At 72.5% G+C, this 24,583-nt stretch carries 21 protein-coding genes; 13 read left to right on the top strand and 8 right to left on the bottom strand.

Features of this window, described 5'->3' with window-relative positions; translation table 11 throughout:
- Positions 1–29: 29 nt before the first annotated feature.
- On the top strand, positions 30–683 hold the full coding sequence (locus L6E12_RS34140; RefSeq protein ID WP_236232049.1) for a transcriptional regulator: 654 nt from the start codon (positions 30–32) through the stop codon (positions 681–683).
- Between the two features lie 953 nt (positions 684–1,636).
- Complete coding sequence (locus tag L6E12_RS34135) at positions 1,637–2,047, top strand: Lsr2 family protein (protein ID WP_236232048.1); 411 nt, start codon at positions 1,637–1,639, stop codon at positions 2,045–2,047.
- A 257-nt stretch (positions 2,048–2,304) separates the two neighbouring features.
- Here the strand turns inward: L6E12_RS34135 and L6E12_RS34130 are convergent, their stop codons facing one another.
- Entirely contained in the window at positions 2,305–2,760 is a 456-nt protein-coding gene (locus tag L6E12_RS34130) for a MarR family winged helix-turn-helix transcriptional regulator (RefSeq protein WP_236232047.1), read from the bottom strand.
- Complete coding sequence (locus tag L6E12_RS34125; RefSeq protein WP_236232046.1) at positions 2,757–3,176, bottom strand: SRPBCC family protein; 420 nt, start codon at positions 3,174–3,176, stop codon at positions 2,757–2,759. The genes L6E12_RS34130 and L6E12_RS34125 overlap by 4 nt, the downstream gene beginning before the upstream one ends.
- 361 nt (positions 3,177–3,537) lie before the next feature.
- Between L6E12_RS34125 and L6E12_RS34120 the strand changes: the two genes are divergently transcribed.
- The 10 genes from L6E12_RS34120 (at position 3,538) to L6E12_RS34075 (ending at position 11,822) form a co-directional block, all read left to right on the top strand.
- Positions 3,538–4,305 carry a DeoR/GlpR family DNA-binding transcription regulator gene (locus tag L6E12_RS34120; RefSeq protein WP_236232045.1) on the top strand — a complete coding sequence of 256 codons (768 nt, stop codon included), beginning with the start codon at positions 3,538–3,540 and terminating at the stop codon, positions 4,303–4,305.
- Positions 4,306–4,400: 95 nt separating this feature from the next.
- Positions 4,401–5,750, top strand: coding sequence for a sugar ABC transporter substrate-binding protein (locus L6E12_RS34115; protein WP_236232044.1), 1,350 nt, complete (start codon positions 4,401–4,403; stop codon positions 5,748–5,750).
- A gap of 24 nt (positions 5,751–5,774) precedes the next feature.
- Entirely contained in the window at positions 5,775–6,737 is a 963-nt protein-coding gene (locus L6E12_RS34110; protein ID WP_236232043.1) for a carbohydrate ABC transporter permease, read from the top strand.
- The gene (locus tag L6E12_RS34105; protein ID WP_236232042.1) at positions 6,734–7,597 is read left to right on the top strand and encodes a carbohydrate ABC transporter permease; all 864 of its coding nucleotides are present in this window, start codon (positions 6,734–6,736) and stop codon (positions 7,595–7,597) included. Before L6E12_RS34110 ends, L6E12_RS34105 begins: the two co-directional genes overlap by 4 nt.
- Positions 7,594–8,583, top strand: a complete 990-nt coding sequence (locus tag L6E12_RS34100) for a zinc-dependent alcohol dehydrogenase family protein (RefSeq protein ID WP_236232041.1) — start codon at positions 7,594–7,596, stop codon at positions 8,581–8,583. Before L6E12_RS34105 ends, L6E12_RS34100 begins: the two co-directional genes overlap by 4 nt.
- A gap of 212 nt (positions 8,584–8,795) precedes the next feature.
- Positions 8,796–9,179 carry a hypothetical protein gene (locus tag L6E12_RS34095; protein WP_236232040.1) on the top strand — a complete coding sequence of 128 codons (384 nt, stop codon included), beginning with the start codon at positions 8,796–8,798 and terminating at the stop codon, positions 9,177–9,179.
- A gap of 48 nt (positions 9,180–9,227) precedes the next feature.
- Positions 9,228–9,782 carry a DUF3558 domain-containing protein gene (locus L6E12_RS34090; RefSeq protein ID WP_236232039.1) on the top strand — a complete coding sequence of 185 codons (555 nt, stop codon included), beginning with the start codon at positions 9,228–9,230 and terminating at the stop codon, positions 9,780–9,782.
- Positions 9,783–9,918: 136 nt separating this feature from the next.
- Positions 9,919–10,722 carry a spermidine synthase gene (locus L6E12_RS34085; RefSeq protein ID WP_236232038.1) on the top strand — a complete coding sequence of 268 codons (804 nt, stop codon included), beginning with the start codon at positions 9,919–9,921 and terminating at the stop codon, positions 10,720–10,722.
- A 41-nt stretch (positions 10,723–10,763) separates the two neighbouring features.
- Positions 10,764–11,093 (top strand): DUF3140 domain-containing protein, encoded by a 330-nt coding sequence (locus L6E12_RS34080; protein ID WP_236232037.1) that lies wholly within the window; start codon positions 10,764–10,766, stop codon positions 11,091–11,093.
- Positions 11,094–11,129: 36 nt separating this feature from the next.
- A complete protein-coding gene (locus tag L6E12_RS34075) occupies positions 11,130–11,822 on the top strand; it encodes an HAD family hydrolase (protein WP_236232036.1) in 693 nt (230 codons plus the stop codon).
- Here the strand turns inward: L6E12_RS34075 and efeB are convergent.
- Genes efeB through efeU form a run of 3 tightly spaced genes read right to left on the bottom strand, consistent with a single transcriptional unit; the run spans position 11,782 to position 15,031 of the window.
- Positions 11,782–13,056, bottom strand: a complete 1,275-nt coding sequence (gene efeB / locus L6E12_RS34070) for an iron uptake transporter deferrochelatase/peroxidase subunit (RefSeq protein ID WP_236232035.1) — start codon at positions 13,054–13,056, stop codon at positions 11,782–11,784. The two genes, L6E12_RS34075 and efeB, sit on opposite strands and share 41 nt — an antisense overlap.
- A complete protein-coding gene (gene efeO, locus L6E12_RS34065; RefSeq protein ID WP_236232034.1) occupies positions 13,053–14,189 on the bottom strand; it encodes an iron uptake system protein EfeO in 1,137 nt (378 codons plus the stop codon). The genes efeB and efeO overlap by 4 nt, the downstream gene beginning before the upstream one ends.
- Positions 14,186–15,031 (bottom strand): iron uptake transporter permease EfeU, encoded by an 846-nt coding sequence (efeU, locus tag L6E12_RS34060; protein WP_236232033.1) that lies wholly within the window; start codon positions 15,029–15,031, stop codon positions 14,186–14,188. Before efeU ends, efeO begins: the two co-directional genes overlap by 4 nt.
- Before the next feature lie 220 nt (positions 15,032–15,251).
- On the opposite strand from efeU, the gene L6E12_RS34055 reads away from it, so the two are divergent.
- Complete coding sequence (locus tag L6E12_RS34055) at positions 15,252–17,672, top strand: serine/threonine-protein kinase (RefSeq protein ID WP_236232032.1); 2,421 nt, start codon at positions 15,252–15,254, stop codon at positions 17,670–17,672.
- Positions 17,673–17,728: 56 nt separating this feature from the next.
- Here L6E12_RS34055 and L6E12_RS34050 read toward each other — a convergent pair whose 3' ends face one another.
- The 3 genes from L6E12_RS34050 to pulA form a co-directional block, all read right to left on the bottom strand.
- Positions 17,729–18,085 (bottom strand): STAS domain-containing protein, encoded by a 357-nt coding sequence (locus L6E12_RS34050; RefSeq protein WP_236232031.1) that lies wholly within the window; start codon positions 18,083–18,085, stop codon positions 17,729–17,731.
- Between the two features lie 67 nt (positions 18,086–18,152).
- Positions 18,153–20,105: an amino acid transporter gene (locus L6E12_RS34045; protein WP_236232030.1), complete on the bottom strand. Its 1,953-nt coding sequence runs from the start codon at positions 20,103–20,105 to the stop codon at positions 18,153–18,155.
- Between the two features lie 80 nt (positions 20,106–20,185).
- The coding region (gene pulA / locus L6E12_RS34040; RefSeq protein ID WP_236232029.1) for a pullulanase-type alpha-1,6-glucosidase at positions 20,186–24,583 on the bottom strand (4,398 nt) is incomplete at its 5' end.

The raw sequence follows: 24,583 nt of genomic DNA, 5'->3' as shown, positions 1-24,583 counted from the left end.
GGCGCCCGGTTTCCGCCGAAGGGAATGCGATGACGCGATCCGCGAGTGAACTGTTGACCTGGGCGCAGCGGGAGCTGCTCCCGGGCGAGCACGAGAACCTGTTCGTGCCCAGGGTGGCCTCCGGTGCGGCGCCGCTCGCAGCGCTGCGCGCGCTGGCCGAGGAGGAGCTGCGCATCGTCCCCAGCGACTGGCGCACCTTCCTGGCCCTGGCCGCCCAGGCCGTCGACCCCGCCGCCCGCGACGTCTTCTCCGCGCTGGCCGGTGGCGAGGGGGTGGCCCTGGCCAGGCTGCGCGACTTCGCCACCGCCGCGGGCCTCGACCCCGACGCCCCCACCGAGCCGCGCGCGGGCTGCCAGGCCTACCCGTCCTACCTCGCCTGGCTGGCCCTCAACGGCAACCCCCGCGACGCCCTGCTGGCCATCCTGGCCAACTTCGCCGCGTGGGGCGGCTACTGCGCGTCGATCTCCGCGGGCCTGCGCGAGCACTACGGCTTCGACGAGACCGGCACCGCGTTCTTCGACTTCTTCGCCACCCCCGTCCCCGAGCTGGAGGCCCAGTACGCCGCGGCCCTCCAGCAGGCCCTGGACGACGGGTGGACCGAGGAGCGCGCCATGGTCTACGGCCGCCTGCTGCAGAGCTACGAGCTGCTGTTCTGGAACACCCTGGCCACCGTCACCGACTGACGACCGCCCGGGGTCGGGCCGCGCGGCCCGACCCCGGGATCTGTTTCCGGCTCGCTGTCCACCGCGCCCGTGCGGTCGACTGGGCGTTCCGGAATGCGCGGGTACCGGCCCGGTCGCCGATCGCCGCTCCGATGAGCCGATCCCCGTTCACCGTCGAAGTCGCGGAAGAACTAACGCGCCCGGGAACACCTTCGCCGCCTCCACGTGCCGCACGCGCGGTTCGACCGCGCCCGCGTGCCGGTGGGCACCTGATTCCGCACCCTGTTCATTGGCGTTCCCGACGGGTCGCGCAGGCGACGCTGCGTCCGGGAACCGACACTTTGCGCCGAACCACCCGGGAAATCGACCGGGAAGACGGGCTGTCGCGCGGTGATAAAGCGGGGTGGTATGACGGTGGACACGGTGCGCGCGGTGGGGTGCGAGCGAGGCGGTGGGCGGCGCTTCCCATTCCCACTTCCCGGCCCGGCGCGGTGCTCGCGCGGGTGCCGCCCACCGGCGTCCCCCGATCCGATACCCGCCGGTACGGTCGGCGTGGTTCCGCGGTGCCGGTTCGGCCCGCCGACGTGGGACCGTGCCGGGTCGTGGGGTCTGACCTGCCCCCGAGCCGCCCGCGTCCTGTTCCCGCCGGTTCACCTGCCGCGTTGCGCCCGCGTGGGTAATGGGGTTTAATCGCCGGTGGCGGATATCGCGTGCGCGAAAGGGAAAGCGACTGCTTTCCCCCGGCGGGCTCCCTGCGGGGGCGGGAGCCGGACAAAGCCTGAGGCCGCGTCAACGTACCCCCTATCCGCTCCGGGGGTGGTCCCGGGTGGGAAATCAGTCGAACACGACCGGGTGCGAGTTGCCGGATGGTGGGCGAACCGTATCTTTTTCGGCGGGTCAGCTTTCCGTCGAATGCTTCTTGCTGCTAACTTCCCGTCCACAAGCAACAACCATGCTCACACGAGGTGCCCCCCATGGCTCAGAAGACAATTGTCCAGCTCTTCGACGACCTGGACGGTTCGACCGGTGACGACATCCGCTCCGTCGAGTTCAGCCTCGACGGAGTGCGCTACGAGATCGACCTGAACGAATCGAACGCGAACCGACTGCGCGACGAGCTGGCCGAGTTCATCGAGGCCGCGCGCCGCACCGGCGGGCGCGTCAAGCGCTCGGCCGCCGCGTCGAGCCCGGTCAAGGCCGCGGGCGAGGGGCGCTCCAAGGAGCAGACCAAGGCCATCCGCGACTGGGCCAGGCAGAACGGCCACGAGATCTCCGAGCGCGGCCGCATCCCGTCCGCGGTCGTCGAGGCCTTCGAGGAGGCGCACGCCGCCAAGCCCAAGGGCGGCGGCGGTGGCAAGGCCAAGAAGGCGGCCTTCTCCGGCTGATCGCGCCCGCACGGGCACCGAACGCGAGCGCGGCCACCCCCGACCCCGGGGTGGCCGCGCTCGTCTCGTCCTCGCACCGGTCCATCTCGTACCGGTCGGCGGGGTCGGTCCGCTCGCGCGGTCCGGGGGCCGGGCCTCCGCATCGGCCACGCCACCGGCGCCGGGAGCGCCCCGCCGGGTGCGACCCGGACCGGACCCGCATCGGCCCGCCGTCGTCAGCGCCCACGCTTCTGCGGTGATCTTCCCTCGTGCCCTCGTCAGCGCTGCGCGAACGACGACAGGGCGGACAGCGACCGCACGAAGTCCGCGCGGTCCCCACCCAGGACGCCGAAGTACTCGGCGTCCGCCTTCTCCACGTCGGTCAGGGCCACCGCCGCCAGCGCCCGGCCGACCTGGGTCAGCCTGAGCAGGCGGGCGCGGCTGTCCGCCGGGTCCACCTCGCGGACCAGCAGACCCCGGTCGGCGAGCTTGCGCAGCACCTGGCTGGCCATCATGGGGTCGATCCCCACGAAGTCCGCGAGCCGCTGCTGGCTGGGCGGGTCGCCGCGCGACTCCAGCCAGAGCAGGCTCGCCAGCAGCACGAACTGCACGTGGGTCAGCTCGTGCCGCGCCAGCGCGGCGCGCATCGCCCGCTGCCAGGCGAGCGTCACCCGCCAGAGCAGAAATCCGGCACTCTGCTCCGGGGCGACCCAGTCCGGACGCGGTGTGGTCATACCAGGCTGGACTCCTCGGCCAACGACGCCAGCTTCGCCAGCGCGGCGGGCACCCCGGCGGTCACGACCGGCCCCAGCTCCTGCGCGGCGGGGCCCTCGATGGTGACCCGGTGGCTGATCTCGGTGCCCGCGCCGGTCGGGGTCAGGGTGTGGGTGAAGCGCAGGGTCGCACCGGGGATCTCGGTGACGTCGGCGAACCGCGCGTTCGGCTCGACCTCGGTCAGGGTGAACGGGATCGGCGGCTGACCGGTGATGGTCATGGTGCCGCTGGTGCCCACGGTGAAGTCGCCGTCCACGGACACATTCTCCATGCCCGCGTCCCACGACGGCCACGTGGTCGTGTCGGCCCACAGCGCCCAGACGGCGGCGGCGGGGGCGGTGGTGGTGGCGGAGTGCTCGTACTCGAAGGAAGTCATGCGTACATACAATATGCGCGCATAGTGTCTGTCAACCCCTGTTCGGACGCCGGTCCGGAGGTGGGGGCCGGGGGTGCGCGAACGGCCCAACGGGCCGGTGACGATCCGTGCGCGTCCGAGTGCGCTCCCGGGTAAACGGGCATTCGGACAACAGCAACCGGGCGTGTGGCTCCGGTCACTCCGGTGAACTCCGCTGGTGGGCCGGACGTGGACGGCGTGAAACGGGCACCACTCGGTTCCACGACCGGGTGGTGCGCGGGTTGTTCGGGCGTGCGGTCGGTGTTACTCATTGACGGTGCCCGAGCGGGCACTCCGGTGTCCGATCAGACGGGCGCCTGCCGGGGTCGTCCGGGAGCGGGAGGTGGACGTGCAGGCCGAAGAGCGCAAGCGCCGGATCCTGGCCCGGGCCCGCACCGACGGGCGGGTCGACGTGATGGACATGGCGGCCGAGTTCGAGGTGGCGCCGGAGACGGTGCGCCGGGACCTGCGGCTGCTGCACGAGCACGGGTTGGTGCGGCGCACCCACGGTGGGGCGCTGCCGGTGGAGAGCGCCGGGTTCGAGACCGGGCTGGCCTCCCGGGCCTCGTCGAAGGTGGCGGAGAAGCGGCGGATCGCGCAGGTGGCGGCGGAGCGGCTCGACGACGCGGAGACGATCTTCGTGGACGAGGGGTTCACGCCGCAGCTGGTGGCCGAGGCGTTGCCGACGGATCGGCCGCTGACCGTGGTGACCGCCTCGCTGCCGACCGCCGCGAGCCTGTCGACCTCGCCGTCGATCACCGTGCTGATGCTCGGGGGCCGGGTGCGCGGGCGGACGCTGGCCACCGTGGAGCACTGGGCGGTGGCGATGCTCGGGGAGATGGTGATCGACCTGGCCTACATCGGTGCCAACGGGATCTCCCGCGAGCACGGGCTGACCACCCCCGACCCGGTGGTCGGGGCGGTGAAGGCGCAGGCGGTCAAGGTGGCGCGGCGGCGGGTGTTCGTCGGCGTGCACACGAAGTTCGGCGTGGCCAGCTTCAGCCGGTTCGCCACCGTTCCCGACCTGGAGGCGATCGTGACCGACTCGTCGCTGCCCGTCGCCGAGGCGCACCGGTACGCGGCACTGGGTCCCCGGGTGCTGCGGACCTAGCCCCGCACAACGCGAGAACCACAACTGTCCAGGGCCGTCCACAGTGGCGGCCCCGGTGGAGGACGGCCGCGTGCGGCCGCGAAGAAGGGAAGACGATGAGGTCTCACCTGCGGGTGGCCGCGGTTCTGTCCACGGCCGGACTGGTGGTTGCCGCGTGCAGCGGCGCCGGGGGCGGGGGGTCGTCCGACGACGCCCAGTCGATCAACGTGCTGATGGTGAACAACCCGCAGATGGTGGACCTGCAGAAGCTGACCACCGACAACTTCACCAAGCAGACCGGCATCAAGGTGAACTTCACCGTGCTGCCGGAGAACGACGTCCGGGACAAGATCAGCCAGGACTTCTCCAGCCAGGCCGGGCAGTACGACGTGGCGACGATCTCCAACTACGAGACGCCGATCTACGCCAAGAACCAGTGGCTGGCCCCGCTCGACGACCACATCAAGGGCGACCCCGCCTTCGACCAGGCCGACATCCTCGAACCCATCAGCAAGTCGCTCACCGCCGCGGACGGCAAGGTCTACGCCGAGCCGTTCTACGGCGAGGCGTCGATGCTGATGTACCGCAAGGACGTCCTGGACGCCAAGGGCATCACCATGCCGGAGAAGCCGACCTGGCAGCAGGTGGCCGACATCGCCGCCCGGGTCGACGGGGCGCAGCCGGGCATGAAGGGCATCTGCCTGCGCGGGCAGCCGGGCTGGGGCGAGCTGATGGCCCCGCTGACCACCGTGGTCAACACCTTCGGCGGCACCTGGTTCACCGAGGACTGGCAGGCGAAGGTCAACGCCCCCGAGTTCACCGAGGCCACCAAGTTCTACGTCGACCTCGTCCGCGCGCACGGTGAGCCCGGTTCGGCGCAGGCCGGGTTCGCCGAGTGCCTGAACTCGATGACCCAGAGCAAGACCGCCATGTGGTACGACGCGACCTCCGCGGCGGGCCAACTGGAGGCCGACAACTCCCCGGTCAAGGGCAAGCTGGCCTACGCGCAGGCCCCGGTGGTCAAGACCGAGGCGTCGCAGTGGCTCTACACCTGGGCGTTCGGGGTGCAGAAGGCGTCGAAGAAGACCGACGCCGCGTGGAAGTTCATCTCCTGGGCCTCGGGCAAGGAGTACGAGAAGCTGGTCGGCACGACCGAGGGCTGGGCGAAGGTCCCCGACGGCAAGCGCGCCTCCACCTACGCCAACCCGGACTACCTGGCCAAGGGCGGCGCGTTCGCCAAGCAGGTCGAGGAGGCCATCAAGGGCGCCAAGCCGGACGACCCCGGCACCACCAAGCGCCCCGCCCCCGGCATCCAGTTCGTCGGCATCCCGGAGTTCACCGACCTCGGCACGCAGGTCTCGCAGAAGATCAGCGCGGCCATCGCCGGGTCGTCCTCCGTGGACGAGGCGCTGGCGCAGAGCCAGGAGCTGGCCACCAAGGTCGGCGCGAAGTACGCGGGCAAGTAACTCCGAGCGGATCGGGAGGCAGAGATGGCGATCGACACCGCACCACCGCCCACCCGCAGCGGCCCCCGCACCCGGGAGCGGCCCGGACCCGGCGCGGGCCGGGCCGCCCGCTGGGTCCGCCGGGCACCGCTGCTGCCCGCGCTGATCTTCACGATCGTGGTCACCCAGCTCCCGTTCCTGGCCACGCTGGTGATCTCGACGCTGCGCTGGAACTCGCTGGACCCGGACAACCGGGGCTTCGCGGGGGTGGACAACTACGTCGCGGTCTTCTCCGACCCGGCGCTGCGCGACTCGGTGGTCACCACGGTGGTCCTCACCGCGGTGGTGGTGATCGTCAGCCTGGTCCTCGGGCTCGGCCTGGCCCTGCTGCTCGACCAGAAGTTCCGCGGGCGGGGCGCGGTGCGCACCATGCTCATCGCGCCCTTCCTCGTGGTGCCCGTCGCCGCGGCGCTGCTGTGGAAGCACGCGCTCTACAACCCCGACTACGGCCTGCTCAACGGCGCGCTGAACTGGCTGGGCAACCTTTTCGGGTTCGAAGCGCCGCAGCCGGAGTGGATCAGCGACATGCCGCTCACCGCGGTCATCATCTCGCTGGTGTGGCAGTGGACGCCGTTCATGATGCTGATCCTGCTGGCGGGCCTGCAATCGCGGCCGATGGACGTGGTGGAGGCCGCCTCCATCGACGGGGCCGGCGGGTTCCAGGTGTTCCGGTACCTGACCTTCCCGCACCTGCGCCAGTACCTCGAACTCGGCGGGCTGCTGGGGTCGATCTACGTCGTGCAGAACTTCGACGCGGTCTTCACCATCACCTCCGGCGGGCTCGGCACGGCGAACCTGCCGTACCAGATCTACCAGACCTTCTACCAGGCCCACGACTACGGGCAGGCGTCCGCGGCGGGCGTGGTCGTGGTGGTCGGCTCGATCATCATCGCCACCTTCGCGCTGCGCACGGTGTCGTCGCTGTTCAAGAACGAGGGGGCACGATGAGCACCGCCACCGCCACCCGGCCCACCCGCGTCAACAAGCCCAGGAAGGCTTGGCGCCCCTGGGGTCTGATCGCCTGGATCTGCGGGCTGATCTTCGTCGCCCCGGTGCTGTGGATGGTGCTCACCTCGCTGCACAGCGAGCCCGACGCCGCCACCAACCCGCCCTCGCTCGGCGCCCCGCTCACCTTCGACGGGTACGCGGAGTTCTTCAGCGGCACCGGCGGCGCGGGCCCGTGGCCGCCGCTGATCAACTCCTTCAGCGCGAGCATCGGCTCGACCCTGCTGGTGCTGCTGCTGGCGATCCCGGCCGCCTACGCGCTGAGCATCAAACCGGTGGAGAAGTGGACCGACGTCCTGTTCTTCTTCCTGTCCACCAAGATGATGCCGGTCGTCGCCGCGCTGCTGCCGATCTACCTGGTCGCGCAGTACAGCGGGATGCTGGACAACATCTCGTTCCTGACCGTGCTCTACACCTCGATGAACCTGCCCATCGCGGTGTGGCTGATGCGCTCGTTCCTCGCCGAGGTCCCCAGGGAGATCCTGGAGGCCGCGGCGATCGACGGGGCCGGGCTGCTCACCACCCTGCGCCGCGTGGTGGCGCCGGTGGCCATGCCCGGCATCGCGGCCACCGCGCTGATCTGCTTCATCTTCAGCTGGAACGAGCTGCTGTTCGCCCGGGTCCTCACCGGTGTCGTCGCGGGCACCGCGCCGGTCTACCTGACCGGTTTCGTCACCAGCCAGGGCCTGTTCCTGGCCAAGGTGTGCGCCGCGGCCACGGTCGTGTCCCTCCCGGTCCTCATCGCCGGGTTCGCCGCCCAGGACAAGCTGGTCCAGGGCCTGTCACTGGGAGCTGTGAAATGAAGGCTGCGGTCATCACCGGCGTCGGTGCGGTCGAGGTCACCGAGGTGCCCGACCCGACGCCGGGTCCGCGCGACGTGGTCGTCGACGTCGCCGCCTGCGGCCTGTGCGGCACCGACCTGCACATCCTCCAGGGCGAGTTCGCCCCCACGCTGCCGATCGTGCCCGGCCACGAGTTCGCCGGGACGGTCGCGGAGGTCGGTGCCGAGGTCACCGAGGTCCGGGTGGGGGACCGGGTGGCGGTCGACCCGTCGCTGTACTGCCACGAGTGCCGCATGTGCCGGGTGGGCCGCAACAACCTGTGCGAGCGGTGGAACGCGATCGGGGTGTCCAAGCCAGGCGGGGCGGCGGAGTTCGCGGTCGCGCCGGTCGCCAACTGCGTGAAGCTGCCCGACCACATCCGCACCGAGGACGCCGCGCTCATCGAGCCGCTGTCGTGCGCGGTCCGCGGCTACGACGTGCTGCGCGCACAGATGGCCGCCCGGGTGCTCATCTACGGTTCCGGCACCATGGGCCTGATGATGCTGCAACTGGGCAAGCTCACCGGCGCGGCGTCGATCGACGTGGTCGACCTCAACGAGGAGCGGCTCAAGACCGCCGTGCAGCTCGGCGTCTCCGCCACCGGGGTCAACGCCGACGAGCTGGACAACCCGCGCGGCTGGGACGTCGTCATCGACGCCACCGGCAACCAGAAGGCCATCCAGGACGGCATCGGCCGCGTCGCCCCCGGCGGCACGTTCCTCCAGTTCGGCGTCTCCGACTACGCGACCAAGGTCACCATCGAGCCGTACAAGATCTACAACCAGGAGATCACCATCACCGGCTCGATGGCCGTGCTGCACTCCTACGAGCGCGCCGCCGACCTGTTCGCCGCCGGTGTCCTCGACCCGGCCGTGTTCATCAGCGACCGGATGCCGCTGGCGGAGTACCCGCACGCGCTCGACCTGTTCCGCAACGGGATCGGGCGCAAGATCCAGGTCCTGTGCTGACCCCCTGAGGACCCGCGGGCCACCTGCCGGAGAAGCCCCCGGCAGGTGGCCCGCACCAGGCTCGCCAACTCATCGGGTGCGAAACGCTCGATTACCTCGATCGGCTGGTCAGCACTCAAGGATCGGCGCAGTCTGCGCGAAACCTGAGACAGACGATCCCGTCAGCACGTACGGTGACCCTCGGTGACGCACCACTATCGCAGGGGGCATCCGTGTACATCGATGAGGGTGAGTCCGCGTCGCTTGAGGCCATCGGCAAGTCGATGGAAGCATTCGTGGGCGCCGCCGCCGCAGGTCAGTTCGCCGTCAACCAGCACGGCGGGGACGCCATGCTGGCGGCTATCCGCAAGATGGCCGACTGGATCGCGGACAACCGAGGCAGGTGGATCGTCTTGGCGCAGGAGCCCTTGCTGGGATCCAGCAATGCCGCGGAGGTGATGAAGCCGTTCGTCCAGCAGGTGGCCGTGGATCCCCGGGGTTTCCTGACGCAGCTCAATGCTCTGGCGAAGTCGCTGAGCCAAGCCGAGGTCGCCATCAAGCAGGCGATGGAGAACTACCGCGAAGTCGACGAGGACAGTGCGAGTAGGCTCACGTGAGAGGGGGTCTGATCCATGGTTCTCGTTCGCGCCTGTGTCGTCTTAGCGGTGCTGGTGTTCACGGTGGTCTCCGGGTGTTCGACCAAGACCGCCGGGAGTGCTGTGCCCGGCGTGGTGGATTCGGGTGCCCCCGAGCCGTCGACGACCCCGACCAGGTCGACCTCGGAGTCGGGAGGGCCGACCAGGTCCGGCAGTTCGGCGGCCAGCATCGACCCGTGTGCTCTGTTCACCCCGGCGACAAAGGCCGCGCTTGGCGTGACAGGTCCCGCCAAGCCCGACGAGACGAGGATCGCGCGTTTCTGCCAGTGGAAGGTCGACAAAGGTTCGATCGCGGACAGTTACCACTTCACGGTCGCTGTGTTCCCCGAACTGGGCATCGACCAACTTGTCGCCGACGGGGAGAAGAAGTCCATTTCGGTGGGCTCCCGCCGGGCCGTCCAAGCCATCACACAGCTCAATGACGTCTGTATGGTGTCCATCGAGTTGACGGCGACGTCGCGGGTGGATGTGACGGGGATCGGGACCGGGGGGACGATGGAGCCCGCCGTGCTGTGCCCGAAGGTGCTGGACGCGGCGAAGCTGGTGGAGCCGGAACTCCCGTGATCGCACACCGCCTGCCCTGAGTGGTGGCGTTCGGGGTGGGTTGTCGTCTCCGACCCACGACACGCTGCCCGCTCGGCGGGTGTGGTCTGCTGTGCGGGTGTGCAGCGAACCACTTCCACGGCAGGGGCGGTACCCGGTGCGGTTCGGCACCGCCGAGATCCTGCGCGACCTCGACCGGGCAGACGGCTGGCTGCTGTCGGTCGGCGGGATCGCGCAGTCGTACGTGGATCTCGCCGACCCGGCGCACCTGGAGTTCGACTACATGCGCCGGATCGCCGACGTCCTCGACTGCCTGCCCGGGGGGCCGCTGGACGTGCTGCACGTCGGCGGTGGGGCGGGCACGCTCGCGCGCTACCTGGCCGCCACCCGGCCCGGGTCGGCGCAGGAGCTGGTGGACGCGGACGCGGAGCTGGTGGCGCTGGCGGTGGAGCAGTTCGGGCTCGACCGGGTGCCCGGGCTGGACGTGGTGGTGGGGGAGGGGCGGCCCGCGCTGGCCGCCGCCGGGCCGGGGTCGCGGGACGTGGTCATCCTCGACGCGTTCGTGCGGGCGGTGATCCCGGACGGGATGGTGACCGTGGAGTCGGTGGCGGAGGTGGCGCGCGTGCTGCGGGCCGACGGGGTGTGCCTGGTGAACATCACCGACGGCCCCGGTCTGCCCTACGCGCGGCGGGTGCTGGCCACCCTGGGCGCCGTGTTCGCCGAGGTCATGCTGGTGGGGGAGCCCGCGGTGCTGCGCGGTCGGCGGTTCAGCAACCTGGTGGTCGCCGCGTCCGCCGAGCCGCTGCCGGTGGCGGAGGTCGCCGGGCGCGCGGCGGCGGCGCCCTTCCCCGCCCGGTGCGTGACCGACCGGGACCTGCGCGAGCTGTCCGGCTCCGCGCGGCCGATGGTGGACGGCGAACCGGTGCCCGCCCCGGTGCCGCCGCCGGACCTGTTCACCTGACCGGGACGGTAGCCGGGCGGGCCGGTGGGTAGCCCGGGGGCATGGACGACGACGAGCGCAAGCGGGTCAGGGCCGAGTTCGACGACGTGGTCAACGTGACCCCGGCGCGGCTGGAGAAGTGGCTCGACACCGACGAGTCGAAGTCGGTGGGCGACAAGGACGGCGGCGGCGAGTCCACCGGGCACCAGTCCGGGCGGCACATCGTGCGCATCCTGCGGGCCGAGCGCGGCGAGCTGTCCGATGCCGACTACGCGCACATGCGCAAGGTCGTGGGCTACGTCCACCGCCACACCGCCCAGCGCCCGCACGGCGACGTGGAGCACACCCCGTGGCGGTACTCGCTGCTGAACTGGGGCCACGACCCGCTCTGAGGTTTTCCCCGCACCGCCCCCGGGCACCCACCGGCCATGCCCGACACCCCCGAACGCGCCACCGCCGTCCTCGACGTCGACGGGACGCTGGTCGACACCAACTACCAGCACGCCCTGGCGTGGTACCGCGCCTTCCGCGGCGTCGGACGGACCCTGCCGGTGTGGCGGCTGCACCGGCACATCGGGATGGGTGGCGACCGCCTGGTGCCCGCGGTGGCCGGTGAGGACTTCGAGCGCGCCTTCGGCGACGAGGTGCGCGAAGCCTGGGTCGGTGAGTTCGACGCCCTGATCGACGAGGTGCGCCCGTTCGAGGGGGTCGACCGGCTGCTGGGCGGGCTGCGCGAGCGCGGGTTCGAGGTCGTGCTCGCCACCTCGGGCAAGCCCGAGCACGTGGACGTCTTCCGGGACCTGCTCGACGCCCGCGACCTCCCCTACACCACCTCCGAGGACGTCGGGGACACCAAGCCCGCCCCGGACCTCATGCAGGTCGCCCTGGACAAGGTCGGGGCCACCGAGGCGGTCGCCCTGGGCGACTCCGTGTGGGACTTCCACGCCGCCCGCAAGCTCGGGCTGCGCACGGTCGGCCTGCTCACCGGCGGTTTCGGCGAGGCCGAGCTGCGCGACGCAGGCGCCGAGGCGGTGTTCCCGTCGGTCCTCGACCTCGCCGACAACCTGGACGTCTCCCCGTTCAGCCGAACAGGCCCTGACCCCAGTACTCCCCGTCCCTGACCCCCGGGGGCACGGCGAAGTGCCCGGAACCGTTGTGCTCCAGGTATTCCATCATCAGGTCCTTCGACGACAGCGCCATCTGCATCGGCACGAACTGGGTGCGGGTGTCCCGGTTGAAGCAGACGAAGAACAGGCCCGCGTCCAGGTGGCCCAAGCCGTCGCTGCCGTCGGTGAAGTTGTAGCCGCGGCGCAGGATCTTGGCGCCCTTCAGGGTTTCCGCGGACGCCAGCCGCACGTGGGCGTCCTCGGCGATCACCGGCACCCCGCCCGCGCCGCGCACGTGCAGGTCGACCGAGTCGAACTCGTCCCGCTGCCCCAGCGGGGCACCGCTGCCCTTGCGGCGGCCGACGATGGTCTCCTGCTCGGCCAGCGGGGCGCGGTCCCAGGTCTCCACGTGCATCCGGATGCGGCGGGCCACCAGGTAGCTGCCGCCGACCATCCACCGCGGGCCGTCCGACTCGGCCACCCACACGTGCTCGGCCAGCCCGGCCGGGTCCTCGGCCTTGAGGTTGTTCGTGCCGTCCTTGAAGCCGAACAGGTTGCGCGGGGTGGCCTGCGCGGTCGAGGTCGACGACGTGCGGCCGAAGCCCAACTGCGACCAGCGCACCGCCACCCGGCCGAAGCCGACCCTGGCCAGGTTGCGGATCGCGTGCACCGCCACCTGCGGGTCGTTCGCGCACGCCTGCACGCACAGGTCGCCGCCGGTGCGGTTCGGGTCCAGGTTGTCCTTCGGGAAGCGCGGCAGGTCGATCAGCGCGGGCGGGCGCTGCCCGGCCAGGCCGAACCGGTCGTCGAACAGCGACGGGCCGAAGCCGATGGTCAGCGTCAGCGCCGACGCGGGCAGGCCCAGCGCCTCCCCGGTGTCGGCGGGCGGGGCCGCGGCGCCGCCGCCGACCGCCCCGTCCGGCTCGGCCTCCTCGCCCCTGGTCATCCGCTCGGCCACGGCGGTCCACTCGCGCAGCAGGTCGCGCAGCTCGGCGCGGTCGCGGGTGGTCACGTCGAACGCGACGAAGTGCGTGCGGTCCTGCGCGGGCGTGACGATGCCCGCCTGGTGCTCGCCGCGGAAGGGCACCGGGGCGGCGGTGTCGACCACGGTCGGGTGCACCTGCGGCTGGTCGGCCGCCAGCGCCCCGGCCGCCGCGCCGAGCCCGGCGACGGCGACCCCCGCCCCGGCGAGGCCGAACAGCCGCCGCCGGGACACCCCGGTGGGATTGTCCGCTCTGCTCCCGGTCACTTCTGCGCCACCACCTCGGCCACCTTGCTGATCGGCTCGCTGAGCGCGTCGACCGCGGTGGCGAAGGCCTTGACCTGCTCGGGGGACAGGTCGGTGTAGAGCTTGAAGCCGTCGCCCTGGCGCTGCGCGGCCAGCAGGTCGGTGACGGCGGCGAACTTCTCCTCCAGCGTCTTCACCAGGGCCGGGTCGCGCTCGACCACGACCGGGCGCAGCGCGGCGATCGCGGCTTGCGAGCCCTCGACGTTGGCCTGGAAGTCCCACAGGTCGGTGTGGGACCACACGTCCTCCTCGCCGGTGATCTTGCCGGTGGCCACCTCGTCGAGCAGGCCCTTGGCGCCGTTGGCCAGGTCCAGCGGGGTCAGCTCCACCGCCTTGGACTTGGTCACGATCTCGGCCACGTCCTTGGCCAGGGTGTCGGCCACGGCGGGGGCGTCGGCGCTGAGGCCGGTGACCCACAGCTCCTTCTCCAGCCGGTGCCAGCCGGTCCACTCCTGGCCGGGCTCCAGGTCGGCCTCGCGGGCGTCGGTGCGCGGGTCGAGGTCGCCGAAGCTCTCCGCCACCGGCTCGATGCGCTCCCAGTAGGTGCGGGCGACCGGGTACAGCGCCTTCGCCTCGTCGACCTTGCCCGCCTTGACCGCGGCCACGAACTCCTTGGTCTTCGCGTCGAACGCGTCGGCCTGGTTGGCCACGTAGGTCTGGTAGCCCCTGGTGGCCTCGGCCAGCCTGGCGTCGGTGTCGACCTGTCGGGTCGCCCCGCCGGTGACGGTGAAGTCGGCGCGGATGCCGTCGCCGGTCATCCCCGGGCGGCACGAGGTCTGGTACTTGCCGCCGTCGGCCACCTCGACGATCAGCCGCCGGGTCAGACCGGGGGCGATGTTCTCCACCTCGCCCATGATCCGGTCGCCCTCGGCGTAGAGGTAGAACTCGGTGACCCGGCTGCCCCTGTTGCTGACCTCGAAGGTGATCTGACCCGCCGCGGCCTCCGACCGGGCCACGCCGCAGGAGTCGTCCTTGGCCTCCACCGCGATCGGCCCGCCCGCGGCGGTGTCGGTGCCTGCGTCCCCGCCGCCGCAGGCGGTCAGCGAGAGGGCGGCGGCCGCCGCGAGTGCGGCGCTGAGGGTGGGACGGCTCACGGCTGTGCTCCTTGGGGAACGGGGGGCTGGGCCCGCTTCTTCGCGGGCCAGAGGAACAGGGTCAGGGTGACGGCGACGTATGCGACCCAGGCGACGGCCTGGAGCACGGTGGTGCGCGCGGAGTAGTTGAAGATCCCCTTGAGCAGGGCGCCGTACCAGGAGTCCTCGGGCACCGGGCCGGACAGGTCGAACGCCAGGGTGTCCAACCCCGGCAGGAACGCGGCCTCCTGCAGGTCGTGCAGGCCGTAGCCGAGCACGCCCGCCGCGACGAACACCAGCAGCACCCCGGTGACGGTGAAGAACCTGGTCAGGTCGACCTTGAGCGCGCCGCGGTAGATCGCCCAGCCGAGCGCGACCGCCACCACCAGCCCGATCAGGAACCCGACCAGCGGCCCGGAGTTCTCGCCCGCCGAGTCGGTGGCCGCGTAGAAGAACACGGCCGTCTCCAGCCCCTCGCGCCCCACCGACAGGAACGCCACCAGCGCGATCGCCACCGGCCCCACCCGCACGGCCTGGTCGAGCCGGTCGCGCAGCTCACCGGAGATCCGCCGGGCGGTGCTGCGCATCCAGAAGACCATCCCGGTCACGAACGCCACCGCGACCAGCGACGTCGTCCCGCCGAACAGCTCCTGCTGCTCGAACGACATCGTCGAGCTGGTGTAGGACACGACGGCCCCGAAGGCCACCGACAGCGCGACCGCGGTCACCACGCCCGCCCACACCCAGCGCAGCGCGGACCGCCGCTCGGTCTTGACCAGGTAGGCGACCAGGATGCTGACCACGAGCGCCGCTTCCAGCCCCTCGCGCAGGCCGATCAGCGCGCTGCTGAACACGTACTCCATCGCCGGTCCCGTCCTGGTGCGTCCTCGGTCCGCTGCCGGGGCGGACCTCGCATCGGTTGAATTTAGGTAAGGCTCACCTGGTGTGTCCAGTGGGTGGAGCGATCACTCACCGCTACCCTGGGGCTTTTGCCGTCTTCATCCCCATTTCCCGGGGTGGTGGCCCGCCCGGGTGGCGCGGCAAATGGGTAGCCTGCGGACCAGTCGGGGTGAGGGGACACGCGTGCGCCGGGTTGAGGTCGAGGATCCGCAGCGGATCGGCAACTACGCCATCCGCGCCAGGCTGGGCCAGGGAGCCATGGGCACGGTGTACCTGGGCCTGTCACCCGGGGGCCGCAGCGTCGCCCTCAAGGTCATCCGGGCCGAACTCGCCCGCGACCCGGAGTTCCGCGACCGCTTCCGCCAGGAGATCGACAGCGCCCGCGCGGTCGGCGGCTTCTGGACCGCCGCCGTGGTCGATGCCGACCCGGCCGCCGAGCAGCCGTGGCTGGCCACCGAGTACGTCCCCGGCCCGACCCTCGCCGAGGCGGTGGAGCGGCACGGGCCGCTGCCCGAACCCGCCCTGCTCCGGCTGACCGCCGGTCTGGCCGAGGCGCTGGCCGCGATCCACGCCGCGGGCCTGCTGCACCGCGACCTGAAGCCGTCCAACGTGCTCCTCGCCGCCGACGGCCCCCGGGTGATCGACTTCGGCATCGCCAAGGCGGTGCACGCCGACTCCGGGGTGACCGGCACCGGCATGGTGGTGGGCACCCCGGGGTTCCTGTCCCCGGAGCAGATCGAGGCGGGCGAGGTCGGCCCGGCCAGCGACGTGTTCGCCCTCGGCTCGGTCCTGGTCCACGCCGCCACCACCCGGAGCCCGTTCGGCGACTTCGGCCTGGCCACGACCCTGTACAAGATCGTGCACGGGCAACCTGACCTCGACGGGGTGCCCGCCCGGCTGCGCTGGATCGCGTCGCGGTGCCTGGACCCCCGCCCGGAATCGCGGCCGACCCCGGGGGAACTGCTGTCGGAGATCGGCCACCCGGAGCACGCGGAATGGCTGCCGCCCGCGGTGCGCGGCCTGGTCGAGGAACACCGGACCCGGATGCTGGCCCCGGTGCCCCGACCGGGCACGCGGGCCTACACCGGGGCGGCACCGGCAGGCCCGGCGGCCACGGTGGAACCACCGACGGGCAACGCGGCCACCTCGGTCGGCACACCGCCCGACCAGGCCCGCCCGGGCGCCGGGTTCGGCGCGGGAACACCGTCCGACGGCTTCCCGGCCCAGCACTCCCCGGCCCAGGGCTTTCCGGGACAGGGCTTCCCGGTTGGCGGTCCCGGGACGCCCGCGGGCGGGGCGTTCCGGTCGGGCGGTTCGGCCGACCCCGGGCCGGGAGCGGCGGGTGGGAACGCGGTTCCCGGGTTCCGCCCCGGCGGGTCGACCGAGGCCGCGTCTGCGGGGCGGCCCACGGGGCAGGGCGAGGGTCGTCCAACGCCGGGTGAATGTGCTCCGCCCGCGGGGGAAAGCCGCACCGAGCGGGTTGAACCCGTTGCCGCGCGGGGGTCTGCGGCGCGGCGGGCGGAATCGCCCGACGCCACGGGCGATGCGGGGACGGCCGGGCGGGGTGCCCGTGGCTCGGACGCGCGGGGGATGCCGCGCGGGGCTGACCGGGGTGCACCCGGTGCGGGGGCGGCGATCGCCGAGGATTCGCCCACGGAGCGGGTGATCCCCGCGAACACCGCCGGGTCCGCAGGCCGGGATGGACACCGAGCGGCCGCCGAGGCGGGGCCGGGGGATTCCCGACCCGGGCCCGCCGCCGGGGATGAACACCGGGCGGTCGCCGGGGCGGGGCCGCAGGGTTTCCGGGCCGGAGCCACCGAGGCGCGGGCGCCCGGGGGTTCGGGGTCGGGCGGTGGGGATGTCGGGTCGTGGCCCGCGGCGCTGGGGGCGCGTCCGGGGGACTCGGGGTCGCTGCCCGCGGGGTCGCGGCCGTTGGCGGCTGAGCCGGGGTCGTGGTCGGGTGCGGCTCGGGGTGCCGAGGTGGGCGGACCCGCGACCCCGGGGTCGGGGACTCGGGCGGTCGTGCCGAGCGGCTTCGGTCGGGGTGACGAGGTGGCCGCGCGGGGCGGTGGGGCCGAGGCACCCGCGCCGCACCACTCGGACGCCGCCGGGCCGCCCGCCCGGATGGTGTTCGAGAGCGGGCGGTTGCGCCCCTTCGCCTACAGCATGGGGACCGGGCTCGCGTCGCTGTTCTTCCTCGGGTGGTCCGGGGCGCAGCGGCACGACGTGGAGCAGGCGATGCTGCTGTTCCTGTTCGCCGCCGGGCTGGGCGTGCTGGCGGTGGGCGCGCTGTGGACGGCGTTGCGGCCGAAGTCCGTGGTGGAGGTGTCGGGGCAGGGGATCGTGGTGCTGAGGCCGGGGCGGCGCATCCGGGTCGACTGGCAGCAGGTCGCGAAGGTGCGGGTGGTCACCGGGGTGGCCGGGCGGCCCTGGCTGGCGGTGTGGCCGCGCGACGGGGTGCCGGGGCTGGGCTCGGTCGGCTCGGGGATGCGGCTGGCCCCGGTCGGGCACGGGGTGGGGCAGGGGCGGCGGTCCCGCGACGTCGCCGACCTGCGCGCCGCGCTCGCCTGGTACGGCGGGTCCACCTACGACCCGCAGCCCTGACGGCGCCGACCCCACCGGTCGCGGTCCGGGAACGCGCGGACCGGGCGCCGGGCGGGTCAGGCTTCCTGGGCTCCGGAGGTGGTGGGGGTGTCCGCTGCCACGCCGAAGAGGTGGTCGATACCGGTGATGGTCATGACCCGGGCGAGGTTGCGGTCGATGGCGGTGACCGACACCCGCCCGCCCGCCTGGGCCAGCAGGCGCTGGGCGGTGATCAGGGTGGACAGGCCGGTGGAGTCGCAGAAGCTCAGCCCGGCGAGGTCCAGGGTGAGGACGTCCCCCTCGCTCAGCGGGAGGGCGGTGAGCGAGGTCTCCAGGTCGACCGAGTTGGTGTAGTCGAGGTCACCCGCGAGGGTCAGGTGGTGGCCCTGGGGCGTGCGGTGGTGCTCAATGGTCAGGGACGTGTCGGCGCTCACCCGGCAGCTCCTCTTCTCGGCTTGCCCGAAGGTACCCGGCGCGGCGCGGGATCACGCAAACCGCAGGTCAGCCGCCCACGTGGATGCCGGGGCGGCGGGCGGGGTCCTTCTCCACCGAGCGGATGATCTCCCGGACCACGGGGGCGGTGTCGCCGCGGCCGAGGATGAGGTAGCGGAAGAGGTGGCCCAGGGGGTTGCCCTCGGACCACTCGAAGTAGCAGTGCGGGCGGACCCCGGTGGCGTCGCGCAGGGCCAGCAGGATGGCGGCGATGGCGTTGGGGGCGGCGGGGCTGGAGGCGCGCAGGACGCGGTGCCCGCCCAGTTCCACGCCGCGGACCTCCAGGGCCTCGCTGAAGTCCGAGGGGTCGTTGACGTCGATCTCCAGGAACAGGACGTCGGCGCGGCCGGGGACCGGGTTCATCGCCCGCTGGGCGCTCTCCTTCTCGTCGTACTCCGCCTCGTCCCCGGCCTGGCGGCGGTTGGCGATGATGTTGAGGGCGCCGTCGAAGGCCAGGGAGTCGGTGACGAAGCGGCGGGCGGCCTCGTCGAACTCCAGGTGCTCGGCGCGCAGCTCGGTGGTGCGGGTGACCCGGGAGACGAGGGAGACGACGACGATGCCCGCGATGAAGACGCCGGAGATGGCGATGCCGTCCGGCTTCTCGACGACGTTGGCGACCAGCGCGTAGGCCAGCACCAGCACCAGCAGCGAGAACCCGATGATCGCCCCGGTGTGCCTGCGCCGGATGGCCGAGACGGTGACCGCGAACGCCCCGGACACCATCATCGCCAGGATGCCGGTGGCGTAGGCCCCGGCTTGGGCGTTGACGTCGGCGCCGAAGGCGATGGTGATGCCGACGCTGATCGCGGTGTAGACCAGCACGACCGGGCGGACCGCGCGCGCCCACTCCGGGGCCATGCCGTAGCCGGGCAGGTAGCGCGGCACGATGTTGATCAGACCGGCCATCGCCGAGGCGCCCGCGAACCACAGGATCAGCACGCTGCTGATGTCGTAGACCGTGCCGAACAGCGACCCCAGCTCCTGGTGGGCCAGGTAGGCCAGTGCGCGCCCGTTGGCCTCGCCGCCCGGCTGGAACTGCGCCGCCGGGATCAGCACGGTGGTGATGAAGCTCGTGGCCAGCAGGTACACCGACATGATCGCGGCGGCGGTGGTCAGCAGCCTGCGGGTGTTGCGGACCTTCTCCGCCTCGGTCTTCGCCGCGACCAGCGGCATCATGCTCACGCCGGTCTCGAAGCCGGACAGCCCCAGCACCAGCAGCGGGAACGCCAGCACGGCCGGGCCGACGACGCCCGGCCCCGAGGTCACCGCGCCCCACCACGCCGACAGCACCCCGGGCGTGCCGACCAGGGTGACGACCCCGGCGACCACCACGGCCGCGTTCAGCGCCAGGAACACCGCCACCAGCGGGATCGCCACCGACACCGCCTCGCTGAACCCCAGCAGGAACACCCCGCCCAGGACCAGCAGCAGCACCACGGTCACCAGCACCTCGTGCCCGTGCAGCGCCGACGGGAACACCGGGTTCTCCACCACGTGCACCGTGGCGTCGGCCGCGGAGAGGGTGATCGTGATGATCCAGCTCGTGGCGACGAACCCGAGCAGCACCAGCACGAAGACCTTCCCGCGCCAGAACGGCAGCAGGTGCTCCAGCATCGCCACCGACCCCTGCCCGTGCGGGGACTCCTTCGCGACCCTGCGGTACATCGGCAGCATCCCGAACAGGGTCAGCGCCACGATCAGCAGCGTCGCCAGCGGGGACAGCGCGCCCGCGGCCAGCGCGGCGATCGCCGGGAGGTAGGACAGGGTGGAGAAGTAGTCGACCCCGGTCAGGCACATGACCTTCCACCACGCCTGCTGCTCGCCGTGCCCCTCGTCGGAGGCGCGGCCCGGGCGCTGCACGCGGTGCTTGAGCAGCCAGGTGCCCAGGGCGCCGTGGCTGACCGGCCCCGACCCGGGGGTGTCGACCCGCTCGGGCAGCGCGAACTCGGCGGTTTCGCTCATTCCGGACATCCTTCGCGCAGGTCAGGCGGGGTGTGCGGGATGAAGATGCCACATCCGCGCGCACCCCGCCCGACCAGGAGTCAGCGCGTGAGGACCACCACGGACCGGGCAGGGACGGTGGCCGTCGTCGCGGTGAGCGCGGTCGCCCCCGCGTCCGTGCTCAGCGGGTGCGCCGACCAGCCGGACGCGGGGGTGGTCACGGTCTTGGCGGTCGGGAACGGGTTGAGCACCACCAGCAGGCCGTGGCGCGCCGGGTCGGCGTCGGCGCCCGCGGTGTCGTCCAGGTGCGCCACCACCAGGCCCTGCTCGGCGGCCGGGAAGGACAGCTTGGCCTGCACCAGCGCCGCGTCGTTCAGGGTGAACAGCGGGGAGGACCCGCGGATGCGCAGCAGCTCCAGCGTGTTGTCGACCGCGCGGCGCATGTCCGGGGTGGTCGGCTTGAGCGCGGGGTCGCGCAGCGCCGGGGCCATGAACGAGTACTTGGCCTCGTTGTCCGGCTTCGGCGGCAGGCCGCGGGCGAAGCCGTTGTCGCGCAGCGAGGGGTCGTAGGGGTTGAACCAGTCGCCGGAGTCGTAGCTGTTGCGGTCGAGGGACTTCGAGCGCAGGAACTCCGTGCCCGCCAGCATGAACGGCTGGCCCTGGCCGAGCAGGACCGGTGCGTGCGCGATGTTCTGCATCCGCACCCGGTCGGCCATGGGGGTGCCGGTGGGCAGCTTGAGCGCGAGGGCGTCGAACAGCGTCTCGTTGTCGTGCGCGTCGGCGTAGGCGACCTGCTCGGCGGGGGTGCCGGTGTAGCCCGCGGGGGAGCCGTTGTAGGAGACGTCCTTGCCGGTGGTCGGGCCCGCGGAGCCGAGGAAGCCGTAGTCGGCCAGGTTGCCCGCCATGCCCAGCTTCACCAGGTCGGTGTAGTTGGCCAGCCGGGCCTCCGGGGAGCCGCCGACGCCGTTGTAGGCGCCCGCCAGCCCCGAGGCCAGGCCCTGCACGCGCGGGTCCTCGTCGAACGGGCCGCCGCCGCGCAGCGCGTCGCGGGAGCGGTCGGAGAAGGTGCCGACGCCGGTTCCGCGCATGTTCGCCTGGGTGGCCTGCTCGAACCGGGCGTCGCCCGCCACCTCGCCGAAGTCCCAGCCCTCGCCGTAGAGGCGGACCTTCGTGCCGTCCACGCCGTCCGCGGCCACCGTCAGCGCGTCCAGCGCGGCGCGGACGGCGAGGATGTTGGCCTTCGGGTGGTGGCCCATGAGGTCGAACCGGAAACCGTCCACCTTGTACGCGCGCGCCCAGTGCACGACGGAGTCGACGACCAGCTTGCCCATCATCGCGTTCTCCGGCGCGGTGTTGGCGCAGCAGGTGGAGTTCGCGACCGCACCGTCGGCGTCGAGGCGCTGGTAGTAGCCGGGGACGACCTTGTCCAGCACCGAGTTCGGCGCGTCCCCGGCGGCGGTGGTGTGGTTGTAGACCACGTCGAGGACGACCCGGTTGCCGTTGTCGTGCAGTGCCTTGACCATCTCCCGGTACTCGCGGTTGCGGGCCGTGCCGGACTGGTCGGCGTCCACCGCGTACGAGCCCTCGGGTACGTCGTAGTGCAGCGGGTCGTAGCCCCAGTTGAAGGCGTCACTGGCGGCGGTGGCCGCGACGCACTCCTGCTGGGCCTGCGAGTCCGGTGCGGCGGCGGGCAGGTCGCACGCCGGTTGGCGCTGGTCGGCCCGGCGCTCGGGGATCGAGGCGATGTCGAAGGTGGGCAGCAGGTGCACGGTGTCCATGCCCGCCTCGGCCAGCGCCCGCAGGTGCTTCATGCCGGTGGAGTCGCGGTGGGTGAACGCCTTGTATGTGCCGCGCTCGGCGGCGGGGACGGAGGTGTCGGTGGCGGAGAAGTCGCGCACGTGCAGCTCGGTGATGCCGTGCTCGGTCGGGTCGCCGTCGAGGCCGCGGGCGACGTGGCGGTCCCAGCCAGCCGGGGTGGCCGCCTGCTCGCGCAGGTCGGCGAACTGCGAGTGCGTGGAACCCACCGACAGGGCCACCGAGTACGGGTCGGTGACCACGACCGTGCGCAGCTCGCGCTCGGTGGACGACCAGCCGGTCACCTCGTACTGGTAGTACCGGTTCTTCCAGTCACCCGTGCCCGCCCACGAGCCGCTGCGGTCGTCGCGGCGCAGGTCCACGACCTGCCTCGGCTGGGCGTCGGCTGCGGGGGCCTGGGTGTCGAACAGGCGCAGCCGCACGGACTTCGCCGTCGGTGCCCACAACCGGGCGGTCACCCGGTTGCCGTCGAACACGGGTCGGTAGGTGAACCGGGTGGCCTCGGCGGCGTAGCGGTCGTCGAGGGCGCCCGCGAGCTGGGTGCCGGTGGCGTGGCGCAGGGCGCCGCCGGAGTCGACGTGCACGGCCGCCTGCTGGGCGCGCAGCGCCTCGTCGACCCGGCCCGCGTCGGCCGCCCGCACGGTGAAGGTCGGCTTGCCCGCCAGGTGCGGGTACTTCGCCGCGAGGTCCCCACCGAGGGCACCGGCGGGGTCGAGGCGCAGGACCTTGCCGCCGCTGATCCGCCCGTCGACCACGGCGATCCTGCCGTCGGCGTCGTAGCGGACCTGGTAGCCGTCGCTGGCGACCGCGGGGACCTCCCACACCAACCTGTCCTTGGCGACCCAGACGGCCTTGGCCTTGCCCAGGTCGGCGTCGGCGGCCGGGGCGGACGACGACGGGAGGACGAAGGACGCGGAGCCGTCCGCCCTCGCCGAACCGGAGACGAACCACACCTCGTACCCGGTGCTCGCCACGTCGAGGAACTGGTCGGCGCCGGGGTCCTTGGTGTCGCCCCTGTGGATGATGTTGGCCAGCCCGCCCGCGCCCGGCGCCAGCGGCACGGACCAGGTCACGCCGAAACCGTCGGTGGCGTCCGGCTGCCGCGACTGCGTCCACCCCGGGCTCGGCTCCAGGGAGCCGGTCCAGTGGTAGAGGACCCAGTCGGCGTAGTTGCCGTCGGGGCGGTGGTAGTGGATGACCGCGCGGTTCTCCGCCGCGGCCCGGCCGGCGAAGGTGGTGGTCTCCTTGACCCACGCCCGCGCGCCGGTCAGCCTGCCGGTGGCCACGGTGGTCGCGCCGCTGACGATGGTGAAGTCGAGCGGGGAGGCGGTGGTGGGCACGGTGGCGACGGCGCCGAAGTCGTCGCGGCCGGACAGCGGCACATCGGGCTGCCCGGCGACCCGCACCGCGAGGCCCGCGTAGTCGCCCGCGGCGCGCTGCACGTGCACGGTGGCCTGGCCGGTGGCGGCGACCTCGCTGGGGAACACCTCCGCCGCGCCCTGCTCCAACCACACCTGCGGGGTGACCGACGGGTCGACCACGCGGTCCCCGCCGTCCTTCTCGTCGCCCCTGTGCGTGATCATGCCGACGGACCTGGCGCCCGGCTTGAGCTTCACCCAGGCGAACCGGCCGAAGGGGGTCTCGCCCGCGAACGGCAGCGGCGCGGACCACTCGGTCGGGGTCTCGACGTCGCCCCAGACGTGCAAGCCCCAGCCCGCGTGGTCGGCGCGGGCGTAGTGCACGACCAACCAGTCCGGGCTCTGGCCCGCGCCCGGCGGCTGCACCGGTGGGGCGGCGACCAGGGTGATGGTGGCGCCGTCGGCACCGACCTGACCGGTCGAGCCCTTGGTCACCACGCGCAGCTCGACCCGCTTGCCCACGCCCGCGCCGGGCAGCGAACCCAGGTCGGCGAAGACGCGGTGCGGTGCGGAGTCGTCGGTGCCCAGGGTGGTCCAGTCGCGGCTGCCCTCGACCTTCGCGGCGAAGGTGGCCTGGCCCGTGCCGACGCCGTCGGCCCTGACCTCCACGCGGGTGTCGAGGACCGTGCCCGCGGCCGGGGCGATCAGCGTCGGGTCGCCCGCCGTGGCGCGGACGCGGTCGGTGGCGGCCAGGGAGACGACGGAGAAGGCGGGGACGGTCACCCGGACCTTGCCGTCGGCACCGCTGGTCGGACCGGCGCCCCGGGTGGGGAACTCGGTGCGGTAGCGCAGGTTCGCGGCGGCGGCGGGGATGTCCGCGGTCACCGGGGTCGCGCCCGCGTTGGCCACCACCAGGTGCTCGCGCTGCTCCCAGCGGGTGGTGCGGCTGAACGCGAGCACGTCGCCCTGGTTGAAGCGCAGGGTCTGGTTGCCGTCGGCCCACACGCGGTCGCGGTCGACGAACTCCGCCAGGTCGGCGAGCTGGCGGTAGAGGGGGTGGGCGGTGTTGAAGTTGTCCACCGCGCCGGTGCGGTCGCTGCCGATGAACCGCTCGCCCGCGTACTCGGGGGTCTTGCTGGCGAACATGTCCTGCCGGGCCAGCTTGTCGCCGCCCCCGCCCGCGAAACCCTGCTCGTCGCCGTAGTAGACGACCGGGTTGCCGCGCCACAGGTACATCAGGGTGTTGCCGAGCTTGAGCCGGTTGAGGAGCTGGTCCTCGGGCACGCCCTGCTGGCGCAGCATCCACGCCATCCGGCCCATGTCGTG

It is taken from the genome of Actinokineospora sp. PR83 (genome assembly GCF_021056305.1).
GTDB lineage: Bacteria > Actinomycetota > Actinomycetes > Mycobacteriales > Pseudonocardiaceae > Actinokineospora > Actinokineospora spheciospongiae.
Note: the sequence above shows the minus strand (reverse complement) of the source record. Positions and strands in the feature narration are given on the sequence as shown.